Below are 3,535 nucleotides of genomic sequence, written 5' to 3' on the forward strand. Positions count from 1 at the left end.
TACTCGATGCCCAAGTGGAATTCCTGCTGGCCGAGGTAAGTGGCGAGCGCTTCACCGAGGTTGTCGTCCGCGACGTGGAATCGGTGATCGGAGTGGCCGACACCCTCGTCTTCCGCGATATCGTCGGTATCGACCAGGCCAAGGAGACGGTCCGCACCGTCATCGACCTGATCGGCGGCAGTCCGGTCATCGCGGACATGGTCGGGGTATTCGCCGACTCGATCTACGACCATATCGCCGCCAACAACGACTACACCCTTGGCCAGGTCGTCGACCGCGAACCGGTCGAGGCGCTGCTGGAGAAGATCTTCGGTATGCACCAGGCGCAGGAGCGCATCCTGGAGCGGCTCACCGAGAGCCCGCTGGTCGCCACCGTCGCCTCGAAGTTCGTGGATAAGCTCATCTCCGATTTCATGGAGGCGAATAGGCAGATCGCGGGCAAGATTCCGGGCGTCTCATCGCTGATCTCCATGGGACAGTCGGCGGCGAAGACCGCCAAGAAGGCCACCGAGAGCACCTTCATCGGCGATATGGCGGGCAAGGGCGCGGTATTCGCGCTCAAGCGCACCAACAATGCCATCCGGGAGATGTTGCGCGACGCCCCGGTGCACGATGCCGCGATGGAGTTCTGGGATCTACACGCCGATGAGCCGGTGAGCGGACTGCGGGACTACCTGACCCAGAAGGATCTGAACGAACTGGTGCTGCTCTGCTACGAGATCGCGATCACCACCAGGGAGAAAGAGTATTTCGGGTTGCTCGTCGACGAGTGCGTGGATGTATTCTTCACCAAATACGGCGACTACACCCTGGCCGCGATGCTGCCGGAACTCGGCTTGTCCGGGGACGATATCGCCAAGGAGATCCTGCGGTACGGCCCCGCCGTCATCGAGGGCGCTAAGCGGAATGGCGTGCTGGGCAAGCTGATTCGCGAGCGGCTGGAGCCGTTCTACACCTCGGATGTGGTGCTCGGCATCCTGGGTGAGGCCACCAGCTGATCCAGCGAGCCCGCGCCCGGCCTGACCGAGCGCGGGCACTCAGCGCGCGTGATCGCCGTTGCGGACCTCTTCGACTGTGCGGCTGACCATTTCGCGCAATGTCGCGGTGATGCGCTGCCGATCGGTCGGCTTCACGATCACGGTGCGGCTGCCGAAACTGACATAGCGCCCGTCATTTTCGAAATCGGTGATCTGGAAGTCCTTGCGGCCCTTGGTGTGCCGATTGTCCACTGATCCGAGCGGGTAGACACCGACATGCACGGTGACCGTGGTCGGCCGACGAAAGAACTTGTCGAACTCCTCGCGCACCGTCGGACGCCACGCGTCGCGCACCACCGGCGGCGGCTTCTCCAATTCCTCGACCGGAACCTGCATCGGTTTACCTTGTCCCGGACGGGTTTCCGGCAATGCATCGACCACGGCGGGAACCAGATCATCGGCCGATAGGAACAGCAGGTCCACATCCCCGCCGTGCTCGTGATCGGTGCCCGGCTCCTGAATCGCCAACGCGCCGTGCTGGAAATGCACACCTCCGTGTGCGCGGATCTTCTGCTCCTTGCGCGCACCACGGAATCCCGCCACCTCCACGCGCGCCTCCGGTGCCAGCAGCACCTCGACGGCCCGCACCAGATCGTCATCCAACTGCGGAACCACCACCTCTGCGGCGGCCCGGCGCAGCCGATCCGAATCCTCTTGGAAGACCTCGGTGGAACGGTGTCGCAGCGGATACGGGAGCACATCCCGTCCGGTCGACTCCCAGAGCACTCGGAATTCGAGCGCGGTGAAACGCCACCGCCGCGCGGTTGTCATGCGGTCTTCCTGTCTTCCGGCGATCTCAGCTCCGCCGCGCTGGCGCTCGGCTCCGCTGCGACCGATGATGCTGTGCCTTCAGTGCCCTCGCGACGCTCGGTCACTCGCCGATGACCGGCGGGACGGTCTTCGGCGCGCTGTCGAGCCCGATGAGCTCTTCACCGTTTTGCTGGTTGATCAAGTAATCCGGGACGCCCTTGGTGGACTCGTTCTCGTCCTTGCCGCCGCGACTGCCGGGTGAGCCCATACCGGACATACCGTTGCGGCCTGTGGTCGCGGCGGTGGTCGTGGTCGCTGCGGCGGAGGTAGCGGCGCCTGCGGGGGTGCCGGTGACGGTTCGTCCCGGGGACTGGTTATTCGTACCGGGCGTGCCGCTCGGAGTGCCCGCGCCGGTCGGCGAGCCCGCGCTGGTTGTCGTCGACGACGGGTTGGTCGCGGTGGTATCCGGCTTTGTCGTTGTGGGCTCGGTGCTGGAAGTTGTCGACGGTGTCGTCGAACTATCCGTCGGCTGGGTGCTCGACGGATCGGTGGACGAACTCTCGTCGGTGCTCTTCTCCTGCTTTTCCGTCGGCTGGTTGCTACCCGGACTGATTCCGGATGGGCTACTGCCAGGGCTGTTCCCCGGCCCCGCGCCGGGAGTGTCCCCCGGCTTCGCCGTGGGGTTATCAGGTTTGGGGATGACCGGAACGTTGGTGTCGGTCTCCTCGATGACCGGCGCGTACACCGTCCTCAGCACGCGAACCGCCTCGGCGTGCGCGGTGCTCTCGGCCTCGTCGTTATCGCGCCAACCGCGGCCCGCGATCCAATGCCTGGCGTTCTCGACATTGGAGCGGAGGTCGGGAGCGTGCGGCACCAGCGCCTTGGTCGGTTCCAAACCGGTTTTGAGTTCGGCGACCTTGCTGCCGGTCAGCTTGGCGGCATTGGCGAGTTGCACCGCCTGGGTGCTGTAATCCCCGACGGCCTTGGCGACGGCATTGCGCGACGCACCCTTCCAGATGCTTTCATGCGTCGCGCGTTCCATTGCCTTGTTGAAGGTGTCCAAGGAGGTCTCGGCGCGTTTGCCGATCTCATTCCACGCGGTAGCGAGATTGTCGACGGCGGTGATGTCGATCTTGTCGACCTTCTCGCGCAACTGTGCGGTCGTCGGCGTATCGAAGTCGTCGCGGCTCTTCACCGAACGCGGTCGGTAGTCACCGTGAAATCCGATGCCATTGGCGGCACTGCGAACACCATCACGCTGTTGGTTGTACTTGGTCTGCACCGCGGCCGGATCGACGCCCGGTTTCCGTTCTTCGCCTGCAATCCAATCGGTCAGACTTCCGAGCATCGCGGAACCGAGATCACCTGCGCTCCACTCGAACATGCCGAATCCCACGGATCAACCGCCCATCGATCGCAGCATCAACGTCACCCGGTGCGCCATCCCCACCCTCTCGACCCGTCCAGAGGTCCTTACCATATCAAACGATATCCCCACCGCCCCGCATCGAATAGTCCCAGCGCTGGGCTCATCAATCAAACCGCCCCGGCAGCAGCACCCTCGGCTCCAGCCGAATCGAACCGTTCTTCCCAGCCGACGAGAAGACGAAGAAACCCCTCAATGCCGCGTTGTGACAAGCCAGTTCATCCGCGCAACACGGCTGCTCCCCTCCCCCGCGCGGCTGCACGGCTGTACGGCTGTACGGCTGTACGGCTGTACGGCTGTACGGCTGCACGGCTGCACGGCT

The 3,535-nt window shown here is 64.2% G+C and carries 3 protein-coding genes; 1 reads left to right on the forward strand and 2 read right to left on the reverse strand.

Annotation, left to right across the window (positions count from 1 at the left end):
- The coding region (locus ON44_RS11965) for a hypothetical protein (protein WP_040689167.1) at positions 1 to 998 on the forward strand (998 nt) is incomplete at its 5' end.
- Positions 999 to 1,037: 39 nt separating this feature from the next.
- Here ON44_RS11965 and ON44_RS11970 read toward each other — a convergent pair.
- Positions 1,038 to 1,808: an ESX secretion-associated protein EspG gene (locus ON44_RS11970; protein WP_040689168.1), complete on the reverse strand. Its 771-nt coding sequence runs from the start codon at positions 1,806 to 1,808 to the stop codon at positions 1,038 to 1,040.
- Between the two features lie 100 nt (positions 1,809 to 1,908).
- Positions 1,909 to 3,171, reverse strand: a complete 1,263-nt coding sequence (locus ON44_RS46680) for a hypothetical protein (RefSeq protein ID WP_157187117.1) — start codon at positions 3,169 to 3,171, stop codon at positions 1,909 to 1,911.
- Positions 3,172 to 3,535: the final 364 nt, after the last annotated feature.

Source organism: Nocardia vinacea NBRC 16497, from assembly GCF_000308835.1.
In the GTDB taxonomy this organism is placed as follows: domain Bacteria; phylum Actinomycetota; class Actinomycetes; order Mycobacteriales; family Mycobacteriaceae; genus Nocardia; species Nocardia vinacea.

What these genes read in the sequence shown, in the direction of transcription:
- ON44_RS11970 (WP_040689168.1), bottom strand. Translation starts at nt 1,808, where the DNA reads ATGACAACCGCGCGGCGGTGGCGTTTCACCGCGCTCGAATTCCGAGTG.
- ON44_RS46680 (WP_157187117.1), bottom strand. Translation starts at nt 3,171, where the DNA reads ATGTTCGAGTGGAGCGCAGGTGATCTCGGTTCCGCGATGCTCGGAAGT.